Origin of the sequence: Streptomyces sp. NPDC049915 (genome assembly GCF_040656475.1) — a bacterium.
Lineage (GTDB): Bacteria > Actinomycetota > Actinomycetes > Streptomycetales > Streptomycetaceae > Streptomyces.
In genome coordinates this window covers 279,057-301,607 of record NZ_JBFAMH010000009.1, presented here as the reverse complement: position 1 = coordinate 301,607, position 22,551 = coordinate 279,057, and the positions used below count along the sequence as shown (strand labels likewise).

Below are 22,551 nucleotides of genomic sequence, written 5' to 3'. Positions count from 1 at the left end.
CGGCGCGGGACAAGACTAACGGGTCGGCAGGCGCCGTGGGCGGGTCAGCTGTCGCCGACGCGGGAGCCCAGGGTCAGTTCGACCGTGTGGGACTTGCCGTCGCGCTGGTAGGTGATCGTCACCTTGTCGCCGGGCTGGTGGGTCCAGATCTCGCCGATCAGGGTGGGCCCGGAGTCGATCACGTGGTCGTCCAGCTTGGTGATCACGTCACCCGCCTTGAGGCCGGCCTTGGCGGCGGGACCGCCCGGCTCCACCGACGTGGAACCGCCGGCGCCCTGCGAGGTGATCGTCGCGCCGCCGCTGGACTCCTCCAGCGAGACCGACGCGCCGATCTTGGCGTACACCGGCTTGCCCGTCTTGATCAGCTGCTGTGCGACGTACTTCGCCTGGTTGATCGGGATGGCGAAGCCCAGGCCGATCGAGCCGGACTGGCCGGTGCCGCCGAGGCCGCCGCTGCCGGTGGACTGGATCGCGGAGTTGATGCCGATGACGTTGCCGCCCGCGTCCAGCAGCGGGCCGCCGGAGTTGCCCGGGTTGATCGAGGCGTCCGTCTGCAGGGCGCTCATGTACGACGCCTGGCTGCCGGAGCCGTCACTGGAGGCCACCGGGCGGTACTTGGCACTGATGATGCCGGTCGTCACCGTGTTGGACAGGCCGAAGGGCGCGCCGATCGCGATCGTCGCGTCGCCGACCGCGACCTGCTCGGAGTTGCCCAGCGGGAGCGGCTTGAGGTCCGACGGCGCGTTCTTGAGCTTGATGACGGCGACGTCGTAGCCCTGCGCGTGGCCCACCACCTCGGCGTCGTACTTCTTGCCGTTCGGGAAGGTCGCCGTCAGCTTGCCGCCGTTCACGGCGTCGGCCACGACGTGGTTGTTGGTGACGATGTGGCCCTGGGTGTCGAAGACGAACCCGGTGCCGGTGCCGCCCTCGCCGTTGGTGGACTCGGCCTGGATGGTGACGGTGCTCGGCAGCGCCTTGGCGGCCACGCCCGCGACCGTGCCGGGGTCGCGCTTGACGTCGCCGCCGCTGGTGGCCGCGGAGACCGTGGTGGATCCGGTGCTGTCGTTGTCCTTGGCCAGCGTGTAGCCGAGGCCGCCGCCCAGACCGCCTGCGACCAGGGCGGCCACCAGGATCGCGGCGAGCAGGCCGCCGCGGCCGGACTTCCGCTTCGGGGCGGGCTGCGGCGGGTACGGCGCACCCCAGCCGTGCCCGGCCGCCGCGTCACCGCCGCCGCTGCCGCCGGCGGCGTACGCCGGGGTGACGGGGGGCGGGGGCGGCCAGCCGGCGTCCGGGGCGGACGCGGTGGTGCCGGGATGCGGCGCGGCATCGGCGGGGGCCGCCACCGGTGCCGCCTGGGGGGCGTGCGCCGCGGGCTGGTCGGGCGACGCGGCGGTGCCCGCCGGCGGCTGCTCCGGGCGCGCCGGGACCGGGTTCGCCGGGGCGGGCGGCTGGGCGGAGGCTGCGGGAGATTCCACCGGCACGGGAGGTGCAGACGGGGCCGGGGGTACCTCAGTGCCCTCGTTCTCGGTGCTCACAGCTCTTCTCCTCGATCCACGGCTGTCGTTGTCGGTCACGGGTCACAGGTCACGGGTCACAGGCTTCGGGCACACGCGAAGCGCTGTGCGTGTGCATGTGCATTTGTATGCCGTCAGCTTTTCCCACGAGCCGTCAGGGGGCCGTAAGCGGTGGCTGTGGGTTCCCGGCAACCCTTTGACCACCCTTTATATAGGACCTGTCGGACTAAAGGTGTGTATCACCGATACGCTTACCGTGCTTTCACCGCGCCCGCGGTCCCCCGCCTACCCCGTCCCGGTGGCACCATGACGCGGTGACCCACGCACGACCGCACCCCATCCAAGTCGTCGCCCACCGCGGGGCTTCCGAGGACGCGCCGGAACACACGCTCGCCGCCTACCGCAAGGCCATCGAGGACGGCGCGGACGCCCTCGAGTGCGACGTCCGCCTGACCGCCGACGGGCACCTCGTCTGTGTGCACGACCGCCGCGTCAACCGTACGTCCAACGGCCGCGGCGCGGTCTCCGCCCTGGAGCTCGCCGACCTGGCCGCGCTGGACTTCGGCTCCTGGAAGACGCGCGACGCCTGGCGCGGGCGGGACGAGGAGCCGGACTGGGAGTTCCGGCCGGAAGACCGCGAGGCGACGTCCGTACTGACCCTCGAGCGGCTGCTGGAACTCGTCGCCGACGCCGGGCGGCGTGTGGAACTGGCCATCGAGACCAAGCACCCCACCCGCTGGGCCGGACAGGTCGAGGAGCGGCTGTTGCACCTGCTCAAGCGGTTCGGCCTGGACGGACCGGCCTCGCCCGAGGAGTCGCGGGTACGGGTGATGAGCTTCTCGGCGCGTTCGCTGCACCGCGTGCGTGCCGCCTCGCCGACGCTGCCGACGGTGTACCTGATGCAGTTCGTCTCACCGCGGTTGCGCGACGGGCGGCTGCCGGCGGGCGTGGGGATCGCCGGCCCCTCGATCCGGATCCTGCGTGCTCATCCCGGGTACGTGGAGCGGTGGAAGCAGGCCGGCCGGCACGTGCATGTGTGGACGGTCAACGAGCCGGAGGACGTGGAGCTGTGCGCCCGCCTCGGTGTGGACGCCATCATCACCAACCGCCCGCGCGCGGTGCTGGACCAACTGGGGCGTTGATCCGTCGCCCTGTCCGACGGCTGTCTGTCCCCTGTTTGACGGCTGTCACAGCGGCACACCTGCCTCTTGACCCTCATGCGCTTCCTGGCCCATCCTCACCTCTCGGCCACACCGAAGAAATCCAGCCACTTGACTACGGGGAGTGCTCCGGCGCGTTCGGTCCGTGTTCGACGGTGGTGAATGCGTCCATGGACGATGATTGGCCGGTTTCCGGTACAGGCCAATGGGGCAAACACACCGTGGCGTGGGGCGAAGGAGGTCTCGGGGGTGGCGTTGGTGGTGGCACAGGAGGTGCCCACGTCGTCGAGCATGGCCGTACCCCATGGCCCTGCGGGCGTGGGCAAGGCGCGGCACCGGATGCGTGACCAGTTGCGCAGCAGCGGTGTGGCGGAATCGGTCATCGACGATGCCGTACTGATCCTTTCGGAACTCTTGAGCAACGCGTGCAAACACGGCCGCCCCCTGGGCGACGCGCTCGCCGGCGACGGTGATGTGCGGGCCGCGTGGCGGGTGGACCCGAGCGGGCGGCTCCTGGTCGAGGTGACCGACGGCGGCGGACCGACCCGTCCGGCCCCGGCCACGCCCTCGGTGACCGCGCACGGCGGCCGCGGCCTGAACATCATCACCGCGCTCGCCGACGACTGGGGCGTGCGTGACGGCGTACGCGGCGAGGTCACGGTGTGGGTCGTCGTCCACGACGACGTGTACGACCCGGACGCGGGGCGCCGCCGCGAGGACTTCGCCACGCGCGTGGCCGCCCCGCGGGTGGCGGCGATGGCCGATCTCGACTTCGCGGATGTCTTCGACGACCTCGGCTGAGATACGACGACTCCGGGTGCGTGCGTCGCCGGCGGAGTCGGAGTCGTCCCCGACCGCGCACCGCGTCACCCTCAGAGCCATCCCCGACCGCGCACCGCGTCACCCCAGAGCCGTCCCGGACCGCGCACGCGTCACCCCCAGTCGTCCCCGACCGCGCATCGCGTTGTCCACAGGTCCGCGCGCGCCGCGTTGTCCACAGGTCGGCGCCGGTCATGGTGTGAACGGCTAGGCTCGCGCCGTACCAGACGAGCCGTATCCGGGAGACACCCATCATGGCCAAGAAGCGACCCCAGACGAAGGCCGCGAGCCCTCAGCTGAGCGACGGAGAGATCCCGGTTGTCGGCGCCCGCGAGCCCTGCCCCTGCGGCAGCGGCCGGCGCTACAAGGCCTGCCACGGCCGGGCCGCCGCGCATGCGGTGACCGAGCTGGTGCAGCGCCCGTTCGAGGGGCTGCCCGGCGAGTGCGACTGGGTGGCGCTGCGTGAACTGGTCCCGGCGGCCACCGTCCGGCTGCCGCTGAAGGAGGCCCTGCCCGAGGGTGTCCCGTCGGTCACGCTGGTCACCGTGCTGCCGATGGCCTGGCCCGCGCTGCGCCGCGACGACGGGTCGGTCCTGCTCGGCCTGCAGAACGAGACGGCGTCCGGCGACATCAGCCGTGATCTGGCCGACACGCTGCTGCGTGCCCTCCAGGCGGAGCCGGGCACGCCGGTGCAGGGCCGCCGCGCCCCGGCCGACGGACCGCGGCTGCAGGACGTGCTCGACGCGAACGGCGCGTTCGAGCCGGTGGTGCACAGCGGCTTCGAGTTCTGGGTGCCGGACGCGGAGAACGCCACGCCGGAGGTCGCCGCCTCGCTGGAGCGGGCGAACGCCGCGGCGATCCCGACCGTGCGGCTGACCGGTGTGGACGCGGCGTACTGGTGCGAGACCCCGGACAAGAACCACCTGCGCTGGGTCATGCCGCACCCCGAGGAGCGGCTTCTGGACGCGCTGGCGCGGCTGCACGCGGCGGGCGGTTCCAGCCTCGGTGAGGGCACACGTCTGGTCGGTTCCTTTCGCGCTCACGGTCTGACCGTGCCGGTGTGGGACCTGCCGTCGTCGGTCACCGCGGCGGACGTGGAGAAGCCGGCCGCCGAGTTCGCCGAGCGCCTGGCCGAGGCGCTGGCGGTGCAGGAGCCGCTGACCGCGCAGGAGCGCCGGGCCCGTGGCGGACTCACCAACCGGCAGGTCACGCTCAGTTGACGCCTTCACCCCGGCAGGGGTGACAGCCGTCACAGCGTGCGGGGGCGGCGGGGCCTTACGGATGTCCGATTGGCCCGGTCGCAGCCCATCGGCGCGTGTCCGAATACGCCAGGGAAACTCGAGATCGAATTTGCTTGGGGCCGATCTCTTGTTACGGTCTGAGTAGCCCGGTTGCTGGTGCATCCCCCGTCGCCAGCAACCGGGTCTTTTCATACGCGACGCCGTGCATCGTCCGGCGTCGGCCCTCAACTCCCCGTTTCCTGGGGCGAGTTGCTCCCGGTCCGCAGCAGCAGCGACCCGCCTCCCCCCGCGCGCGCGAATTCCGCGATCGCCGTGTAGGCGTCCGGTGCGCCGCGGGTCGGCTCCCGGGGCGTCTCGCAGGTTCCCGGCTCGTCCTCGGCGCCCACCGGGCAGCGCAGTTGCACCGTGCGACCGCCGGGCCCCATCAGGCTCAGCACCGACTCCAGCGCCCGGCCGGTGGTGTTGCGGTAGTAGGTGCGCGCCCAGGTCTGCGCACCCTGCGTCAGCACACAGGTCTGGGCCTCGATGCCGTCGGGAGACGTGACCTCGGGGCCGCAGCGGGCGGCAGTCGCCAGCCCGAGGCCCAGCAGGAGCGGGGACCGGGTGGGCGTGGCGGGAGGCGACTGCCGCTCGGCGGCACCGACGCCGCCGTGAGCGGAGGAGCCGGCCAGAGCGGAGGAGCCGGCCCGAGCGGAAGAGCCGGCACCGCCCACGGCACGGGCACCGGTCGCTTTCTCGTCGTCGTAGGTGGCACCGGCGTACGACGGAGACCGTACGACCGAGTGGTCCGCGTCGCCCACGCCGCCCGCGGACGCCACGGCCAGCGGCAGGGCGACCGCACACACCACGACGCCCGCGAGGGCTGCAAGGCGGAGGTTCATGAAAGGGACGATAACGACACCGGGCAGGCGCACGGATCCGGTCGCGTCCGACACCCCTACAACTCGGGCGCGCTCACACCCGTACGAGTGAGGGCGTCGACCACCGCGTCCACCACGGCCTCGACGTCCGGCACCCAGGGGGAGGCCGAGCCGGGCAGCGGGGCGCGCTCCCAGCGGACGGGGCCGCGGCCGGTCTCGGAGGGCGGCAGGGTGATGTAGCCGCCCTCACCGTGGAAGCGCAGCGAGCCGGGCACGAAGTCCTTGGCGTACAGCAGGTCGCCCAACTGTTCCAGGGAATAAGGGCGGACGAGGATCGACCAGCGGGTGTCGGAGGCGACCACCGGGCCCAGGCGCATGCCGTCGCGGTCGAGCGCGGCGAGCGCGCGGGCGGCCGGCAGGGCGGGCAGGCTCACCGCGCAGGGCGCGCTGCCGCCGGTGGCGAGGACGATCGGCGCGGTCGGCCGGTTGGTCCACCACCAGCGCACCATGCGCTCGTCGGTGGTGGCCGCGAGCAGGCCGGGGTCGAAGGGGTGGGCGCCGGGCACCGTGCACTCCGGGTCGGGGCAGGCGCAGCGGGAGCGCCCCTCGGGGTCGGCCGCCACACCGGGCAGCACGGGCCACCCCCACTGGGTGGCGAACGTCAGGGCCGCGCCGATCAACTCAGACCTCCCGCCCTTTTGCCGGGACAGGAGCCTGCGTCGCCTTCCGGGGATCTCGCGCATGAGCGCTCGTTCCTTTCCGTTGCACGCCTGGCAACACCGAGGACCTTGTCACACCATGTGTCGATCTCTGCACTGTGCGTATCGCGTATCTGCTGGCGCATCACACCCCGGCCTGACGCGCGGGGAACCCCTCTGGGCCGAGCTTCGGCGGCTTTCGTGCGGCCGCTGACGTCCATACCGCGTTCAGCACAAGCATGGGCGTGGCGTGGGGTGGCGAAGTATGGCGTTTGCCGTCTCGCGTCTTTCGCTTCGCCTCCGCCACGGGAGGATGGGGCTGGGTCGTCGGTGGCTAAGACGCCCGGTCCGGACACCAGGTTCCGGGTGGTCCCCACCACCCCGGCCCATACCGAGTACGTACCCATCGCGACCGCTGTGACGCTCCGTGGAGCAAGCCCAGTCGACCGCAATCAACCGATACCTAAGGCAGTTTTCAGCCAACTTCTCTATTACGCAAGGGGTTACCGACAGGAGCCCCGCAAAGCCCCTGAACACCAAGGACACCAGGAATCCCGGCAGGACAATGCTGGACATCCCCTCACGAGTGCGTGTACATGTGGAGACACTGCTAGCGGCGCAGAAGACATGGGGGTTTGCGATGCTTTTCAGCAGTACGCACCGGTCGGAAAGCCGGCTGCCATGAACGCCCCTCATCCTCAGAAAGTGGCTGGAATCGATGCAGCGGTTCCCGCCCCCGCGCACACTGCCGCGCCCGCCGCCACGGGCACCGCACCGGTGCCTGCGCCGCACCCCCCCGGCGCCCTGCTCCAGGACCGGCTCGCCGGCTGGGTCTCGGATCTCACGACCCTGCACGAACTCACCGAGCGCCTGGCCCGCACGGACAACCTGAACGACGCCCTGCAGGAACTGCTGCGCGCCGGAGCCGCCCTGGTCGGCGCCCGGCGCGGACTCGTCGTCCTCGAACCGGCCGACGAGCGGGGCCCCGATACCACCATCGGGCTGGGTCTCGGACGCGCCGATCTCGGCCACATCGAGACCGTGCCGCGCAGCGCCACCTCCTTCGGCCGCATCCTCGACGGACTGCCCGGCGGCGACCATGAGATCACCGAGCCCGACCTGTTCGCCGGGGACGGTCTCGACCCCCGCCACCGCGAGGTCGCCGCCCGCCTCGGATACGCCGCCAGCTACGCCCTCCCCCTGTCCGCCGACGCCGGCGGCCGTCTCGGTGCCGCCGTCTGGCTGTACGACGAGCCGGCCGAACCGGTCGAGCGCCAGCGCCATCTGATCGGCCTGTACGCCCGCTACGCCGCCGAACACCTCGCCCGGCTGCTGGAGGTGGAGCGCACGCGCGCGTGCATGGCGACCATCGCCGAGGAACTGCTGCCCTCCCGGCTCCCCCGCGTCGCCGGTGTCCAGCTCGCCGCCCGGCACCGCACCGGCCCGCGCGGCGGCGGCGACTGGTACGACGCGCTGCCGCTGCCGGACGCCGCCCTGGGCCTCGCGGTCGGCGCGGTCACCGGCTCCGGACCGAGCGCCGTCGCCGCGATGGGCCGGCTGCGGGCGTCCCTGCGGGCGTACGCCGTGATGGAGGGTGAGGACCCGGTCGCCGTCCTGTCCGACCTGGAGCTGCTGCTGCGGCTCACCGAGCCCGCCCGCTCCGCCACCGCGCTGTTCGCGTACTGCGAGCCCGCCCTGCGCAAGATCACCCTCGCCGGGGCCGGGCACTGCCCGCCGCTGCTGGTCGGCCAGCGGCGCACCGAGTTCGCCGAGACGTCCGTCTCCGCGCCGCTCGGCATGCTCGCCTGCTGGGAGGCGCCCAGCGTGGAGCTGCAGGCCGATCCCGGAGAGACGGTGCTGCTCTACACCGACGGTCTGCTGCACCGTACCGGCGACCCGGTCGACCGTGCCTTCGCCCGGCTGCACGCGGCCGCCGCCGGGGTCCCGCGCTCGCTGCGGCACGATCCGGACGCCCTCGTGGACCACGTGCTGCGGACCGTCCTGCCGGACGGGCTGGACGCGGTCGATTCGGAGGAGGACGTGGTCCTGCTGGCGGCTCGTTTCGAGTAGGTCACCTCCTGTAATGGGTCATAGCACCCTGGGCCCCCTTCTTCGCGACCGTACGATGGTGGGGGTCCAGTGCCGTACCCAAGGAGGATGACCGTGGCGGAGGAGCTTCCGGAGACCCCGGAGACCGACGAGCCGATCAAGCAGCGGAAGAACGGCCTCTACCCGGGCGTCTCCGACGAGCTGGCCGAGAACATGAAGACCGGCTGGGCCGACACCGAGCTGCACGACCTGCGGCCGATCGCCCAGGCCGCCGAGACCGCCGCGCGCCGCGCGAAGCTGTCCGCCCGTTTCCCCGGCGAGCGCCTCGTCGTCCCCGCGGGCAACCTGAAGGTCCGCTCCAACGACACGGACTACCCCTTCCGCGCGTCCGTCGAGTACGCCTACCTCACCGGCAACCAGACCGAGGACGGCGTCCTGGTCCTGGAGCCCCGCGGTGAGGGCCACGAGGCGACGCTCTACCTGCTGCCCCGCTCCGACCGCGAGAACGGCGAGTTCTGGCTCTCCGGCCAGGGCGAGCTGTGGGTCGGCCGCCGCCACTCCCTGACGGAGTCCGAGAAGCTGTACGGCATCCCGGTCGCCGACGTCCGCGAGCTGGCCGACGCGCTGCGCGAGGCCACCGGCCCGGTCCGCGTCGTCCGCGGCCACGACGCCGGCATCGAGGAGGCGCTGACCGACAAGGTCACCGCCGAGCGCGACGAAGAACTGCGCGTCTTCCTCTCCGAGGCCCGCCTGGTCAAGGACGACTTCGAGATCGGCGAGCTGCAGAAGGCCGTCGACTCGACGGTCCGCGGCTTCGAGGACGTCGTCAAGGTCCTCGACAAGGCGGAGGCCACCAGCGAGCGCTACATCGAGGGCACGTTCTTCCTGCGCGCCCGCGTCGAGGGCAACGACGTCGGCTACGGCACCATCGCCGCGGCCGGCCCGCACGCCTGCACCCTGCACTGGGTGCGCAACGACGGCCCGGTCCGCTCCGGTGACCTGCTCCTGCTGGACGCCGGTGTGGAGACGCACACGTACTACACCGCCGACGTCACCCGCACGCTGCCGGTCGACGGCCGCTTCTCGGAGCTTCAGAAGAAGATCTACGACGCCGTGTACGAGGCCCAGGAGGCCGGCATCGCGGCGGTCAAGCCGGGCGCCAAGTTCCGCGACTTCCATGACGCCGCGCAGCGTGTGCTCACCGAGAAGCTCGTCGAGTGGGGTCTGGTGGAAGGCCCTGTGGAGCGCGTGCTGGAGCTCGGCCTGCAGCGCCGCTGGACCCTGCACGGCACCGGTCACATGCTCGGCATGGACGTCCACGACTGCGCCGCCGCCCGCACCGAGGCCTACGTCGACGGCACACTGGAGCCCGGCATGGTCCTCACCGTCGAGCCGGGTCTGTACTTCCAGGCCGACGACCTGACGGTGCCTCAGGAGTACCGCGGCATCGGCGTCCGTATCGAGGACGACATCCTGGTCACCGAGGACGGCAACCGGAACCTCTCCGCCGCGCTGCCGCGCCGCTCGGACGAGGTGGAGTCCTGGATGGCGCAGCTCAAGGGCTAGGCGCCCCTGCTCAACCCCTTCGCCGGGGCCCGTGGCCGGTGCGGTACCGCCACGGGCCCCGGCGCGTGTTCGCTTCGGCGGGGCATCGCAATGGCTGGTTGGCGCGGGTCGCCAGCCGCTAGCCTGGGTGTCCGCACTGCCGCGGGGGCACGGGGGGCACCTCTCTGCCAAGGGCCTCTTTCGGCAGGTCCCTGCATCCATGAGGTGAGACATGCTGGAACTCGCCGACCCCGCGCTCGAACCGCGGGAACTGGTTCTTCTGCCCGACGAAGCGTTACGTGGCGAACCGGGTGAGGGGGCATCGCCCCCACTGGCCGGGCGCATCCTCGTCGGCGGGCCGCATGTCCTGCAGCTGACGCCCGCCGAACTCGGCACCGATCCCGAGCTCGCCCGCTTCGCGCAGGCGGAGGCCGGGCTCTCGGCGTACTACCTCATCCGGCTCGCGGTCACGTTTGCACCGCAGCCTCGGCGGCCCCGGCTCGAATTCGCGCATGTGGCGCTGGAGCTCTCGGCCAAACCCGCCGACCCTGCCCCCCGGGTCCACGCGATGGATCCCGTGCGCGTGACGGATCCGGTGCAGACCAGCAGGACTCTGCGCCTGGGCCCCCAGCTGTCCCTCATGGGGACCGACGCCTCGCTCGGGGAGCTCGAACGCAGCGTCGCCTTCACCGCGCACCACCCGCTGGTCGAAGCGCTCGGCCTTTACAGCAACGCACCCGCCTGGGAATTCCGGCGCACTCCGGCGCACGAGCTGTCCGGATGCCATCCGCTCAGACTGATCGTCCGCGCACCCGCCGATGCCGTCACCGAGGTCTCCGTCACGGTCAGTGCCGGTGCCAAGATCCCGCTGCTTCGCCGTTTCACCCGTCGGCTGCCGAACCCGCTCCGGCTGGAGACCACGCTGTGAGCGCCGGGGCGGAGCAGGTGGCCGGTCACCCGCAAGCGCCGGCCGAAACCGACCATGAGCCCCTCACCCCGGCGGAGATACAGGCGCTGGTTTCGGTCTACAACACTCCGTCGCGCGCCGAGGTGCTGTTACGCAGTGCCGGTTATCCGGCCGCAGCCCTGCCCTACGCGCCGGCCACTCTGTCCGAGTACTGGGAGCAGGTCTCCCTCCAACTGACCGCCGGTGTCATGGCCCGGGGTCGCAGCGCGATTCTGGACAAGGCCCGCGAGCGGCACCCGTACAACCCGGTCTTCAGCGCCGCCGGCCCCGCGCACACCCGTGCCGCGAGGCCACTGCGGAACTCGGAGGCGTCGGAGCGTCTGCGGGTGATGGTGCTCGGGGCCGAACCGGCACGGCGGGGCACGGTCCGGGCCGCCGCCGAGCTCAGGGAGATCCAGGCCGCCGCGCCGGATCGGCTGCAGATCCTGGTCCGTCCCGCCGCCACGGCCGACGACCTGGCCGACATCCGCCGGCAGCGGCCCGACATCCTGCACCTGGCCTGCCACGGCGCGGGCGGTGCGCTGCTGCTGGAGGACGCCGACGGCGAGGCGCACATCCTGCCGGCGGCCGACCTCGTGGCGACGCTGCGACTCGCCACCGACAACCACGGGCTGCACCTGCACGCCCTGCTGCTGCGGTCGTGCGACAGCGCGGAGATCGCCGACCTGTTCACCGGGGTCGCGGACGTGGTGATCGCGCACCGGGGCCCTCTCGACGCAGACTGCTCCACCCTGTTCGCCTCGGCCTTCTACCGGGAGCTGGCCGCGCACCCGGCCCCGCCGACCCCGGCCATGCTGGACGCCGTCGCCCACACGGCGGCGCAGGACGTGGTCAACCGGGCCGGCCTGTGCCGGTCGCTGCGCAGTGACCTGATCGTCCTGCCCCGTACGCCCGAGCCGTCCGAGGCCCAGGAGGCGAAGTGACCCTTTCCCCTGCATCGGAGCCACAGCAGCCGGCCACCGAGCCCGGCACGGCCTGGTCCCTTCCGGATGAGGACTGGCAGCAGCTCCTCGACGTGCTCTGCCGCCAATACGGCACGGACGACCGGCGGCGCGCGCTGGCCGATGAGCTCAAGTTCCCGTCCGGGGAACTGCCCGCCTCCAGCAAGGGGGCACGGGACTTCTGGGAGGAGTTCCGGCGCAACGCCGAGGACGGGGTGGTCCCCTGGGGATGGCGTCACGTCGCAGTGGCCATCTCGCGGCGGCTGCCGCACAACAAGGTCATCCAGAATCTGCTCGCCGCCCACGGGGGCCTGCCGGGCGACCCGCCTGCCGACCCGCCCGGCGACCCACAGGAGGCGACCGCCGTCCCCTCCGCGCCCTCCTCCGACGTGCTCGTCATTCCCTCGCAAGCGGTGCTCTCCCCGGACGCGCCGCCCCCCGTGGTCGTGACGGTGCCCGCGCAGCCGACGTCCTCCCCGTCCGACCTCACCGGCCGGCTGCCCGAGGCGTCGGGCTACGGCGACCTGCTCCCAGGGCTCGGCCTGGCCGAGCGCCGGGAGGCCTTCCTGGGGTTGTGGGAGGAGAAGCTGGGGCCCTGGGGGAAGCTCGACGCGTTCCAGCAGGAGCTGATCCGGGTCTGCCGACGGATCATCGAGCGCCGGGGTGTCGCCCTGGTGTACGCGGTGACCAACAGCGGCAAGACCACGGTGGCGCGGGCCGGGATGACGATGGCGCTCCATGACGGAAACTCGGCGATCATGCTGCTGCCCACCAAGGCGCTGGTGGCGCAGGAGGAAGCCGAGTGGCAGGGCTGGCTGGGCAGCCGCGGACCGCTCGACAAGCTGCTGGTCTACGGGGTGTCGCGGGACTACCCCGAGAGCGACCGCCCCGTCGGCAGCGGCCGCTTCAGCGTCGCCGTGGCCATCTACGAGAAGCTCGGCGTGTACTTGGTCAACGGGCTGAGCCCCCTGGCCAGGACCGGCCTCGTGGTCGTCGACGAACTGCAGATGCTCGCCGAGAACAGCGACCGCGCAGCCAAACTGGAGGCCCTGCTGACGCTGATCAAGCTGCGCATCGACGAGGACCAGCCCGCGCTGCTCGGCCTGTCAGCCGCGCTCACGCCGGAAGCGGGCAAGACGCTGGAGCGGTGGCTGGGGGCGGGCCGCCCCACGTTCACCCCCACCAGCAACGACCGCCCCGTCCCCCTCGACACCTACGTCGTCGACCAGCGGACCTGGCTGGTGCAGCGCGACGCCCATCTGCTCAGCATGCCCGGCAGCAGACAGGTAATCGAGCCCGAGCCCGAAGCGTATGAGCAGCATTCCCTGCACGAATTGCGCGAGAAGTACGCCCAGGCGCTGTCGAAGGGGCTCAACGGGCTGCAGGGCCTGTCCACGGCGGAGCTCGCCGCCACCCTGGTGCTGAGCATCCTCAAACAGAACGAGGCCCGGCGGATCATCTGCTTCGTGCCGACGCGCACGGCCGCCGACCAACTGGCCGAGGGCATCCGCAAGGTCCTCGACCAGGCCGGCCACCGGCCGCAGGGCGGATCGCCGTGGCTGAACGGGCGCTACAGCAGCACCTTGTCGGCGGCGCGGGACACGGCCAACTCGCTGTACTCACGGCTGCGCAACTCCGACATCCCCGGGCACGAGCTGGTCATCCGCGGGCTGCGGACGGGAGTCGCCTCCCACTCGGCGGCCCTGGCCCCGTCCATGCGCCGCATGCTGGAGGAGGAGTTCCGCGCGGACGACGGGCTGCTGCGCGTGCTGGTCGCCACCGACACCCTGGCGGTGGGGCTCAACCTGCCCGCCGACACGGTGATCGCCACCAGCATCGCCGGCTTGACCGGCGGCGGCTCGGAACGCACCCGGCAGCTGCTGCCGCCCTCGGACCTCGACAACAAGGGCGGCCGCGCAGGACGCCGCGGCAAGACCAGCGCCGAACGCGGGCAGTTCTACATCCTTGTCCCCTCGGACCGCGAACTTCAGCTGATCGACGGCCTGACGACCACAGACATCACCGAACTGTCCACGGTGAAGGGCGTGTTCCAGAGGTACGTCAAGAGCACCTCCCGCTCGCTGACCATCCGGTCCAAGTACCGTGACACCGTGGCCATCAGCGGGCTCGTCCTGCAGGTGCTCTGCCAGGACAACCGCATGCTCACCCGTCAGAAGTGGCTCCACCGGGTGCGTGCGATCCTGGCCAACCTGCTCATCAGTTACGAGCCCGACCGCCCGCCGCTGCCCGAGGCCGAGGAGGTACTGGCCGAGCTCCAGAGGCGTGACCTGATCCAGGAGGAAAGCCTGAGCCGGCGTCCCGGCGCGGGCAAGAGCCTGACCCTTACCCCGGTCGGTCACGCGGTGGGACGCTCCGGCCTGGAACTGGACGACTCTCCCGAACTGCAAAAGCTCGCCGACCGCGCGCGCAGCGGCTCGGGCACGCTCGATGTTCTGTGGCACGCCTGCCGTGCCCGCTCCATCCGTCAGGTGACGGCCTGGGTGGCGCTGCCGGGCAAGGGCAACAGCCGGCACATGCCGTCCCTGAAGGGGGCGGTGCTCACCATGGCGATGGCACACTGCTCGGAGTCGGAGCAGCAGCGCCAGAGCTGCGCGGACTGGGTGGCCGCCGAGGGTGTGGCCATGCCCGACCGGCTGCGGAGCGCCCTCAACTCCCAGGTCTCCGAGGAGCTGCGGAGCCTCCTGGAGTGCGACGAGGAGACCGCCCCGCTCGACGAGGTCAACGCCCTGCTGCGGGCCCTGGTCGCCCACGAGTGGATGCACGGGGTGCCGTTCGCCGAGATGCAGCAGCGGTTCTCCGGCGCCATCCGGTCGGAGGAGGCACCCGACAAGGTGCACGCGAAGTCGCCCTCACTGTCGCTGTACTACTCCGACGTCGAGCAGCTGTGTGAGCAGATGGCCGGATATCTGCGGGCGGCCGCGGAGATCAGTGTCACCGACGACGGAGTCGACCACTCCGGCCGTATGCAGCTGATCGCGCAGCAGGTGGAGTCGGGACTGCCGGCCTGGCTGGCGAAGGTGTCCAAAATGCGCATCCCGGCCCTGCACCGGGAACGGCTCGCCAAGCTCGCGGACCTGCCGGAGGAGGACCAGCCCTCACCGCCGTCCCGGCTGGTGGACACCGGGCCGCTGCTGGAGGGGCTGACCGGGGAGGAGCGAGAGGACGCCAGACGGATCATCGACAACCGGCTGGAACAGGAGCGGGAGCACCGCGAACGGCTCACGCGGGAATGGGCGATCGTGGTCGTCCCGAATGGCGAGGGCCTGATCTTCGACGATCTGTCCACCGAGCTGGAGAACGCGGACGGGCCCGCGCCCTACCTGGCGACCCTGTGCAAGCTGGTCAGGTGCCTCGGCCTGTATCCCACCGAACCGGAGCAGCAGGGTGACTTCGTCTTCTCCCGGTGGTGCACGGAGGACGGTGACGACTCCGTGCCGCTCACGGTCCGGGTGCCGGTCTCCGAACTCACCAGTGGCATGGTCACGGACGCGGCTCAGGAGAGCAGCCTGGTCGTGGTCCGGGACCGCCGACCGGGTGCCCTCGGCGTGCTCGGCGCCCAGGGCGCGCGCGCCCGTTTCCTGGAACCGGACCATCTGCTGTCGGTGCTCGCCCACCTGGTGAAGAGCCGGGTGCAGGTGCCCGGGCGGGAGGTCCTGGCGGAACTGAGGAGGATTCGGGTCTCCTCGATGGGGACCGGCAACTGGGCCGTGCAGCCCAGCCCGGTCAAGGAGGAGTCGTCGTGAGGCGTCGCCCCGGCGGGCTCGTCCCGGCCGGGGCAGTCCTGGCTGAGGCGGTCCTAGCCGGGGGACCTGGCCGGTGTCGCCTTGGCCGGGCCGTCTGGTCCAGGGCTGTCACACGGTGAGCAGTGCCGGGTCCCGGCGCCATTTCAGGATCTTGTCGAAGCTCACCACCGCGCCGCCGCGGCCGGGTTTGTTACCGACGTGGACGTGGTCGGCGAGTTCGCGGATGAGGAACAGGCCCCGGCCGCTCTCGGCGTCGTCGTGCGCGGGGCGGGACCGGTCGGCGGCGGTGAAGCCCGGGCCGGCGTCGGCGACCTCGATGCGGCACATCTCCCCGTCGAGGTAGGCGGTGACGCGGTAGGCCTCCGAGGAGGCGCCGCGGCCTCGGTGCCCGCCGTGCTCGACGGCGTTGGCGCAGGCCTCGCTCAGGGCGACGGACAGGTCGTAGGAGATGTCGGGGTCGACGCCCGCCGTCTCCATCGCGCCGAGCAGCAGGCGCCGAGCCAGGGGGACGCTGGCAGCTTCGCGCCGCAGATGGAGTGACCACCAGATGCTCATGCTCCAGCCTCCTGGCCGCGGCTCGACATACCGTTACGTATTGCCGCCCCAGCCGGGAAGTACGCCACGAATTGACGTGATGCCGCCCATATGGGCGATGCGCGGACGACGGCAATCGGTGTATGTGGGACCCGAGTGCGCATTCGGCATCTTGCGGACCTGCCGTATGGCGGCGGTAAGAGCAGTGCGATGATGGGGCCCGCCATGACTGCCCCCCACCCGCGCTCAGTGCGCGCCGGACGTGACGTCCGGCTTCTGCGGGCCGCGGTGTTCGCCGCGGTCTGCGTCGTGCTGGCCGCCGGTGGGCACGCGCTCGCGTCCTGCGCCACGGTCCCGCTGTGGACGCTGGGCGCGGGTTTCCTCGGGGTGTTCCTCGTCGCGGCGGCACTGGCCGGCCGGGAGCGTTCCCTGTGGGGCATCGCCGCGCTGCTCGCAGCCGGGCAGACCGTGCTGCACACGCTGTTCGGGCTGGGCCAGCACGCGGCCACGACCACCCCGGCGGCCTCGGACGCCTCCGTGGTGGCACAGGCCGCGCGGCTGGTGTGCGGCGCCGGGGCGGCCCCGCTCAGCCCCCTCCAGGCCCAGCGGATCCTCGCGACCGCGCGCGTCCAGGGCACTCCGGCGCATCATCCGGCCGACGCCCTGTCCACCGCCGCGGGCTCCCCCGCCGCCCTGCTGCCGTCGCTGCCGATGCTGCTCGGGCACGTCCTCGCGGCGCTCGCCGCGGGCTGGCTGCTGCGCCGCGGCGACACCGCCCTGCTGCGGAGCATGGAACTGGCCGCGCTGTCGGCGCACGAGGTCGCGGAAGGGGCGCTCATCCGGTCGCTGCGCGCGGCGCTCGCGCTGGTGCGCGCCCTGCTCGCCGGGCTGCCGACGGCGCCCGCCACAGGTCCGCGTCCGGCGCGCACCGCGCTGTTCGCGCCGCCGGCCCCGCACACCACCGCACTCCAGCACTCGGTGATCCGGCGCGGCCCGCCGGCCACCGGATTCGCCCTCGCCGCCTAGCGCGACGCGACCGCCACTCCACGAGAGAACGAGAGGCTGGCGCCGTCGTGCGGCGCAACACGCACGCGTGCGCGTGCGTATCCCTCTTCATCACCGGTCGGTCCTTCGATCCACCGGACTCACTCGAAGTGGAGTGCACCCTTCCATGAAGGTTTCCCGTGCAGCCGTCCCCGTCGTTCTCGCCGTGGCCGGTCTGACCGCCCTGTCGACGCCGGCCTTCGCGCATGTCTCCGTGCAGCCCGAGGGCGCCGCCGCCAAGGGCGGCTACGCCGTCGTCGACTTCAAGGTGCCCAACGAGCGGGACAACGCCTCGACCACCAAGGTCGAGGTCAACCTGCCCGCCGACCACCCGCTGGCCTCGGTGGCGCCGCAGGCGATCCCGGGCTGGAAGATCGACGTCGCCAAGGCGAAGCTGGCCAAGCCGCTCACGATGCACGGCGAGAAGATCACCGAGGCGGTCTCCAAGGTCACCTGGACCGCCGAGGGCGAGGGCATCAAGCCGGGCTACTTCCAGAAGTTCCCGCTCTCCGTCGGCCAGCTGCCCGAGGACACCGACAAGCTCGTCTTCAAGGCGATCCAGACGTACTCCAACAAGGAGGTCGTGCGCTGGATCGAGGTGCCGCAGGACGGCGGGGCCGAGCCCGAGAACCCCGCCCCGGTCCTCACGTTGTCCGCCGCCTCGGACGACCACCACGGCACGTCCGGTGCCTCCAACGCCTCCGACGACAGCGCCTCGAGCGCAGAGAAGACCGCCGCCGGGACACAGGCGTCCGACGGCCACGACACCGACACCACCGCCCGCCTGCTGGGCATCGTGGGCATCGTCGTCGGCGCGGCGGGTGTGGCGTACGGCGTGTTCGCCGGCCGCCGCCGCACCACCGCCTGACCTCCGCCCGTCCGTGACGTGCGCGGGAGCCGTACCGCGGCTCCCGCGCGCGCCCGGTGATCGACCTTTTGGGATCCCTCTCCATGCGCACCAAGACCTTCGCGGCGGCCGCCCTCCTCGCCGCCGCCGCACTGACCCTGACCGCCTGCGGCGGCGGTGACGACAGCTCCGGTCCCGTCTCCGTCGTCTCCGAGGAGGCCGGCTCGGGCAAGGCAGGCACCGTCCTCGACCAGCCGTTCGAGAAGCCGGACCTGGTCCTGACCGACACCCACGGCAAGACGTACGACCTCCGCAAGGAGACCGCGGGCCGGCCGACGCTGATCTACTTCGGCTACACGCACTGCCCGGACGTGTGCCCGCTGACGATGAACAACATCGCCGTCGCCAAGAAGCAGCTGCCCAAGGCCGAGCAGGACAAGCTGCGGGTCGTGTTCGTCACCACCGACCCCGGCCGTGACACCCCGGCCGAGCTGGGCAAGTGGCTGAACGGCATCGACAGCCAGTTCGTCGGCCTGAGCGGGAACTTCGCCACCGTCCAGGCGGGCGCCCGCACCCTCGGCATCTCCATCGAGCCGACGAAGAAGGACAAGAACGGCAAGCTCGTCTCGGTGCACGGCACCCAGGTCTTCGCCTTCTCCCCGAAGACCGACCGCGGCTATCTGTACTACGGCGAGGACACCACCGTCGACGACTACACCAAGGACCTGCCCAAGATCATCAAGGGGGAGAACCCGTGAGGGCCTGCGCCGCGGGTGCCGCCGCGCTGACCGGCGCCCTGCTCCTGACCGGCTGCGGCTCCTCCGGCCCGGACTCCGCGTCAGCGGCGGAAGCCGGGTCCGGGTCCGGGACCGGGAAGGCCGTGCTGTCCGTCAGCTCCGCCTACATGCCCCAGCCCGTCTCGGACACGGCGGCCGGCTTTCTGACCATCGCCAACGACGGCGGTGCGAAGGACGAGCTGACCTCCGTCACCAGCGACATGGCCGGCAGCGTCACCGTCCACGAGACCGCGGGCGGGTCGATGCGTGAGGTGGCCGCCCTCCCGGTCCCGGCGCACGGCCGGGTGGTGTTCGCCAGCGGCGGCAACCACCTGATGTTCGACCGGCTGAAGCGCAAGCCGAAGCAGGGTGAGAACGTGACCGTCGCGCTGCACTTCGCCCGCTCCGGCACCGTCGAGGTGCGGATGCCGGTCAAGGCCGCGACGTACAACCCCGCGTCCGGACACTGAGGGAGCCACCGTGACCCCGACCATCGCCCCCCGCGTCCGGACCCTGGTGCTGCTGTTCGTGGCCGCGCTCGGCGTGCTGCTCGCCGGTGCCGCGCCGGCCTCCGCGCATGCCGCGCTCACCGGCAGCGACCCCCAGCAGGGGGCGGTGGTCAAGCAGGCGCCCGCCCGGGTCGCCCTGACCTTCTCCGAGAAGGTCGCCCTGAACGACGACGCGCTGCGCGTCCTCGACCCCAAGGGCAAGCGCGTCGACGACGGCAAGCCGTCCGAGGTCAGCGGCACCACGTACGCCGTGGCCCTGCACAGCGGGCTGCCCGACGGCACCTACACCGTCACCTACCAGGTCGTCTCGGCGGACAGCCACCCCGTCTCCGGCGCCTACACCTTCTCCATCGGCGCCCCCTCCCAGACCTCCGTCTCCGTCGGCGGGCAGACGGCCGGGGGTGGTGTCGTCGGCGGGCTGTACGGGCTCGGCCGGTATGTGTCGTACGCCGGCTTCATCGTCATGACCGGCGGTGCCGCGTTCGTCCTGGCCTGCTGGCGGCGCGGCACGGGGGTACGGGCCGTGCAGCGGCTCGTGGTCTCCGGCTGGGTCGCCCTGACCGCGGCCACCCTCGCGCTGCTGCTCCTGCGCGGCGCCTACACCACCTCCGGCAAGGCGGCGGACATCATCGACCTGGACCTGCTCGGCCAGGTCCTGCAGACCAAGTCCGGCGCGGCGCTGGTCTCCCGGCTGCTGCTGCTCGCGGCGGCGGCACTGTTCATCGCGGTCCTCTTCGGCGCCTATGACAAGCGGGACGGGGAGGAGGAGAAGCGGGACCTGACGTTCGGGCTGGCGATCGGCGGCACCGTGGTCGCCGCCGGTCTCGCGGCGAGCTGGGCGATGGCCGAACACGCCTCCGTCGGGCTCCAGGCGGGTCTCGCCATGCCGGTCGACGTGGTGCACCTGCTCGCCGTCGCCGCCTGGCTCGGCGGGCTGACCGCACTGCTCGTCGCCTTGTACTTCGCGCCCGCCGACACCCCGGTCGAGGCCGCCGCCGTGCGCCGCTTCTCCGCCGTCGCCTTCGGCAGCGTCCTGGCCCTGGTCGCCACCGGCGTCTACCAGTCCTGGCGGCAGCTCGGCTCCTGGTCGGCCTTCACCGACACCCGCTACGGGCAGCTGCTGCTGATCAAGATCGGGCTTGTGGCGCTGCTCGTCGGCCTCGCGTCGATCTCCCGGCGGTGGACGGGCCGGCTGAGCGACCCGGTCGTCCAGCGGACGACGAAGAAGGAACGCGTCACCGCTCCCGCCGCCGACTCCGCACGCGCCGCGCAGCTCGCCCGGCAGCAGGCCGCCATGGAGGCCGCCCGCCGCAAGCAGCAGCGCGACGCCGACCCGGACCGGTTCGGGCTGCGCCGCTCCGTCCTCGCCGAGGCCGCCGTCGCCGTGGTCCTGCTCGCGGTGACCACCGCGCTCACCTCCACCGAGCCGGGCCGTACCGAGGAGGCCGCGAAGGCCGCCACCGCCTCGTCCTCGACTTCGTCCTCGTCCTCCGTCGCCGGCTCGGGGGCCGTCACGCTGGACGTTCCGTTCGACACCGGCGGGAAGGACGGCAAGGGCGTGGTCAGCATCGACCTCGACCCCGCCCGCGTCGGTGCCAACGAGATGCACGTCTACGTCACGCGCCCCGACGGCCGCGCCTACGACGTGCCGGAGCTGAAGATCGCCTTCACGCTCACCGCCAAGGACATCGGGCCGCTGCCCGTCGTCCCGGACCACATCACCACCGGACACTGGTCGGCGGACGGGGTGCAGATCCCCATGGCCGGCGACTGGAAGGTCGCCGTGACCGTGCGGACCTCCGACATCGACCAGGTGACCGTCTCCAAGAACGCGCAGATCGGCTGAGTGCACCATGCCCGACCAGTCCCCTTCGTCCGCCCGGTCCGCACACGGCGCCATGGGCTCCGCACAAGGCGCCATGGGCTCCGCGGAACGTGCCACGGGTTCCGCGGAGCGTGCCACGGGTTCCGCGGAGCGTTCCCCGGAACCGCGGGGTGTCTCGCGCCGCCGGCTGCTCGGTACCGCCGGCGCCACCGGACTCGTGCTCGGCGCTGCCGGAGCGGCGGCGGGATACGCGGCCGCCCCTGCGCAGGCCACGCCGCTCACCTCGCTCGGGGCCGGGCGCGCGATGTTTCACGGGAAACATCAGCCCGGTATCACCGACGGTCTCCAGGCACGCGGTCATCTCGCCGCCTTCGATCTCGCCCCTGGCGCGGGCCGCAAGGAAGCGGCCGCCCTGCTGCGCCGCTGGTCGGCGACCGCGGAGCGGCTCATGGCGGGCGAGCCGGCGGCCCACGACGACACCGGCGTGGCCCGGGACGCCGGACCGTCCTCGCTGACGATCACCTTCGGCTTCGGGCACAGCTTCTTCGGGCGGACCGGGCTGGTCAGGCAGCGGCCGGTCGCGCTGGACCCGCTGCCCGCCTTCTCCTCCGACCAGCTCGACAAGGCCCGCAGCGACGGCGACCTGTGGGTGCAGATCGGCGCCGACGACGCCCTGGTTGCCTTCCACGCACTGCGCGCGATCCAGAAGGACGCGGGCTCGGCCGCCCGGCTGCGCTGGCAGATGAACGGCTTCAACCGCACCCCGGGCGCCACCGCCCACCCCATGACGACCCGCAACCTCATGGGCCAGGTCGACGGCACCCGCAATCCGAAGCCGGCCGACCCCGACTTCGAGAAGCGCATCTTCGTACCGGCCGACGGCGAGCCCGCCTGGATGGCGAACGGCTCCTATGTCGTCGTACGCCGTATCCGCATGCTCCTCGACGACTGGGAGAAGCTGCCGGTCAGGGATCAGGAGGCGGTGATCGGGCGGCGCAAGTCCGACGGGGCGCCGCTGTCGGGCGGCACCGAGACCACCGAGATGGACCTGGAGAAGACCGACGCGAACGGCGAGTACGTCGTCGCGGTCAACGCGCACGCCCGCATCACCCGGCCCGACCGCAACGGCGGCGCGGCGATGCTGCGGCGCCCGTTCTCGTACCACGACGGCTTCGACGCCGACGGGGTGCCGGACGCGGGGCTGCTGTTCATCTGCTGGCAGGCCGATCCGCTGCGCGGCTTCGTACCGGTGCAGCGCAAGCTGGACCGCGGGGACGCACTGTCGCGGTTCATCCGGCACGAGACCAGCGGGCTCTTCGCGGTGCCGGGCGGGGCGGCGAAGGGGGAGTACGTGGGGCAGCGGTTGCTGGAGGGCTGAGCGGATACAGCACGGGGTCACTCGGCACGCGCGTTTTGCGGGTTCAAACCACTCGGTCGAGTGGCGTGCTTGAGACGCCT

18 protein-coding genes are annotated in these 22,551 nt (G+C 72.0%); 14 read left to right on the top strand and 4 right to left on the bottom strand.

The genetic code is table 11. The annotated features are described in order from the left end of the window. Positions 1 to 44 precede the first annotated feature (44 nt). On the bottom strand, positions 45 to 1,535 hold the full coding sequence (locus AB0J12_RS18765) for a trypsin-like peptidase domain-containing protein (protein WP_363265402.1): 1,491 nt from the start codon (positions 1,533 to 1,535) through the stop codon (positions 45 to 47). 293 nt (positions 1,536 to 1,828) lie between these two features. Between AB0J12_RS18765 and AB0J12_RS18760 the strand changes: the two genes are divergently transcribed. From AB0J12_RS18760 to AB0J12_RS18750, 3 genes are all read left to right on the top strand, one after another. Continuing rightward, the gene (locus tag AB0J12_RS18760) at positions 1,829 to 2,656 is read left to right on the top strand and encodes a glycerophosphodiester phosphodiesterase (protein WP_363265401.1); all 828 of its coding nucleotides are present in this window, start codon (positions 1,829 to 1,831) and stop codon (positions 2,654 to 2,656) included. 180 nt (positions 2,657 to 2,836) lie between these two features. Continuing rightward, positions 2,837 to 3,475: an ATP-binding protein gene (locus AB0J12_RS18755; RefSeq protein ID WP_363265399.1), complete on the top strand. Its 639-nt coding sequence runs from the start codon at positions 2,837 to 2,839 to the stop codon at positions 3,473 to 3,475. A gap of 272 nt (positions 3,476 to 3,747) precedes the next feature. After that, complete coding sequence (locus AB0J12_RS18750; protein WP_363265398.1) at positions 3,748 to 4,713, top strand: DUF5926 family protein; 966 nt, start codon at positions 3,748 to 3,750, stop codon at positions 4,711 to 4,713. 245 nt (positions 4,714 to 4,958) lie between these two features. Here the strand turns inward: AB0J12_RS18750 and AB0J12_RS18745 are convergent, their stop codons facing one another. Continuing rightward, positions 4,959 to 5,615, bottom strand: coding sequence for a hypothetical protein (locus AB0J12_RS18745; protein WP_363265397.1), 657 nt, complete (start codon positions 5,613 to 5,615; stop codon positions 4,959 to 4,961). A gap of 56 nt (positions 5,616 to 5,671) precedes the next feature. Then, entirely contained in the window at positions 5,672 to 6,337 is a 666-nt protein-coding gene (locus AB0J12_RS18740) for a bifunctional DNA primase/polymerase (protein WP_363265396.1), read from the bottom strand. Positions 6,338 to 6,973: 636 nt separating this feature from the next. Here AB0J12_RS18740 and AB0J12_RS18735 point away from each other — a divergent pair. The 5 genes from AB0J12_RS18735 (at position 6,974) to AB0J12_RS18715 (ending at position 15,558) form a co-directional block, all read left to right on the top strand. Beyond that, the gene (locus AB0J12_RS18735) at positions 6,974 to 8,362 is read left to right on the top strand and encodes a PP2C family protein-serine/threonine phosphatase (RefSeq protein WP_363265395.1); all 1,389 of its coding nucleotides are present in this window, start codon (positions 6,974 to 6,976) and stop codon (positions 8,360 to 8,362) included. An 87-nt stretch (positions 8,363 to 8,449) separates the two neighbouring features. Next, complete coding sequence (locus tag AB0J12_RS18730; protein WP_363265394.1) at positions 8,450 to 9,907, top strand: aminopeptidase P family protein; 1,458 nt, start codon at positions 8,450 to 8,452, stop codon at positions 9,905 to 9,907. 211 nt (positions 9,908 to 10,118) lie between these two features. Continuing rightward, on the top strand, positions 10,119 to 10,814 hold the full coding sequence (locus AB0J12_RS18725) for a hypothetical protein (protein ID WP_363265393.1): 696 nt from the start codon (positions 10,119 to 10,121) through the stop codon (positions 10,812 to 10,814). After that, the gene (locus AB0J12_RS18720) at positions 10,811 to 11,776 is read left to right on the top strand and encodes an effector-associated domain EAD1-containing protein (protein WP_363265392.1); all 966 of its coding nucleotides are present in this window, start codon (positions 10,811 to 10,813) and stop codon (positions 11,774 to 11,776) included. The genes AB0J12_RS18725 and AB0J12_RS18720 overlap by 4 nt, the downstream gene beginning before the upstream one ends. Then, positions 11,773 to 15,558 (top strand): DEAD/DEAH box helicase, encoded by a 3,786-nt coding sequence (locus tag AB0J12_RS18715; RefSeq protein WP_363265391.1) that lies wholly within the window; start codon positions 11,773 to 11,775, stop codon positions 15,556 to 15,558. Before AB0J12_RS18720 ends, AB0J12_RS18715 begins: the two co-directional genes overlap by 4 nt. A gap of 108 nt (positions 15,559 to 15,666) precedes the next feature. Here AB0J12_RS18715 and AB0J12_RS18710 read toward each other — a convergent pair whose 3' ends face one another. Next, positions 15,667 to 16,113, bottom strand: a complete 447-nt coding sequence (locus tag AB0J12_RS18710; protein WP_363265390.1) for an ATP-binding protein — start codon at positions 16,111 to 16,113, stop codon at positions 15,667 to 15,669. Between the two features lie 204 nt (positions 16,114 to 16,317). On the opposite strand from AB0J12_RS18710, the gene AB0J12_RS18705 reads away from it, so the two are divergent. From AB0J12_RS18705 to efeB, 6 genes are all read left to right on the top strand, one after another. Further along, the gene (locus tag AB0J12_RS18705) at positions 16,318 to 17,118 is read left to right on the top strand and encodes a hypothetical protein (RefSeq protein ID WP_363265389.1); all 801 of its coding nucleotides are present in this window, start codon (positions 16,318 to 16,320) and stop codon (positions 17,116 to 17,118) included. 145 nt (positions 17,119 to 17,263) lie between these two features. After that, the gene (locus AB0J12_RS18700; RefSeq protein WP_363265388.1) at positions 17,264 to 18,004 is read left to right on the top strand and encodes a YcnI family protein; all 741 of its coding nucleotides are present in this window, start codon (positions 17,264 to 17,266) and stop codon (positions 18,002 to 18,004) included. Between the two features lie 83 nt (positions 18,005 to 18,087). Then, positions 18,088 to 18,741, top strand: a complete 654-nt coding sequence (locus AB0J12_RS18695) for an SCO family protein (RefSeq protein ID WP_363265387.1) — start codon at positions 18,088 to 18,090, stop codon at positions 18,739 to 18,741. Continuing rightward, positions 18,738 to 19,229 carry a copper chaperone PCu(A)C gene (locus AB0J12_RS18690; RefSeq protein ID WP_363265386.1) on the top strand — a complete coding sequence of 164 codons (492 nt, stop codon included), beginning with the start codon at positions 18,738 to 18,740 and terminating at the stop codon, positions 19,227 to 19,229. The genes AB0J12_RS18695 and AB0J12_RS18690 overlap by 4 nt, the downstream gene beginning before the upstream one ends. Positions 19,230 to 19,239: 10 nt before the next feature. Next, on the top strand, positions 19,240 to 21,114 hold the full coding sequence (locus AB0J12_RS18685; RefSeq protein WP_363265385.1) for a copper resistance protein CopC: 1,875 nt from the start codon (positions 19,240 to 19,242) through the stop codon (positions 21,112 to 21,114). 7 nt (positions 21,115 to 21,121) lie between these two features. Continuing rightward, on the top strand, positions 21,122 to 22,471 hold the full coding sequence (efeB, locus tag AB0J12_RS18680) for an iron uptake transporter deferrochelatase/peroxidase subunit (protein ID WP_363265384.1): 1,350 nt from the start codon (positions 21,122 to 21,124) through the stop codon (positions 22,469 to 22,471). Positions 22,472 to 22,551 lie beyond the last annotated feature (80 nt).